Source organism: Streptomyces jeddahensis, from assembly GCF_001642995.1.
GTDB classification, from domain to species: Bacteria; Actinomycetota; Actinomycetes; order Streptomycetales; family Streptomycetaceae; genus Streptomyces; species Streptomyces jeddahensis.
The window spans coordinates 1-892 of the sequence record NZ_LOHS01000205.1 but is presented as its reverse complement, the minus strand read 5'-3'; the positions used below and the strand labels follow the sequence as shown (position 1 = coordinate 892).

General features: G+C 74.9%; 1 protein-coding gene. It reads left to right on the top strand.

All coding sequences use genetic code 11. The features are described 5' to 3' along the window. On the top strand, positions 1-892 hold an 892-nt coding region (locus tag STSP_RS35985), incomplete at both ends, for a sensor histidine kinase (protein WP_067285463.1).

The following is an 892-nucleotide window of genomic DNA, read 5'->3' as shown; positions in this document are numbered from 1 at the left end:
GGTCGTCGCGATGGCCGCGGTCGTCTCGCTCGCGACCGCGCTGCTGCTGGGCCGCTGGGTGGTGGCCCGCAGCCGTGCGCTGACGCTCGCGGCCCGCTCCTTCGGTGACGGCGGCAGCTTCGCGGCGCCCGACGGCCCGGCGACCGCCGAACTCGCCGCGCTGACCCGGGAGCTCGAGGCCACCAGCGCCAAACTGGCCGAGTCCCGCGACCGCGAGCGCGCCCTCGAGACGTCCCGGCGCCAGCTCGTCGCCTGGATCTCGCACGATCTGCGCACCCCGCTGGCCGGGCTGCGCGCCATGTCGGAGGCGCTGGAGGACGGCATGGCCGCCGACCCCGGCCGCTATCTGCGGCAGATCCGCACCGAGGTGGAGCGGCTCAACGACATGGTCGGCGACCTCTTCGAGCTCTCCCGCATCCACGCGGGCACGCTCGCTCTGTCCCCGTCCCGGATCTCGGTGTACGACCTGGTGGGCGACGCCCTGGCGGGAGCGGATCCGCTGGCCCGCGAGCACGGCGTACGGCTGGTCGGCGACCGCGTAGAGGCCGTGCCGGTGGAGGTCGACGGCAAGGAGATGAGCCGCGTCCTCGGCAATCTGCTCGTCAACGCGATCCGCCGTACGCCGGCGGACGGCACGGTCGCGGTCGCCGCGCAGCGGTCCGGCGACGGTGTGGTCCTCTCCGTGACGGACGGCTGCGGCGGCATTCCCGAGGAGGACCTGCCCCGGGTCTTCGACACCGGCTGGCGCGGCAGCGACGCCCGCACGCCACCGGCGGGTGCGGGGCTGGGCCTGGCGATCGTCCGCGGCATCGTCGAGGCCCACCAGGGCCGCGCGGCGGTACGCAACGTGTCGGGCGGATGCTGCTTCGAGGTAACCCTCCCAGCAGCCCAC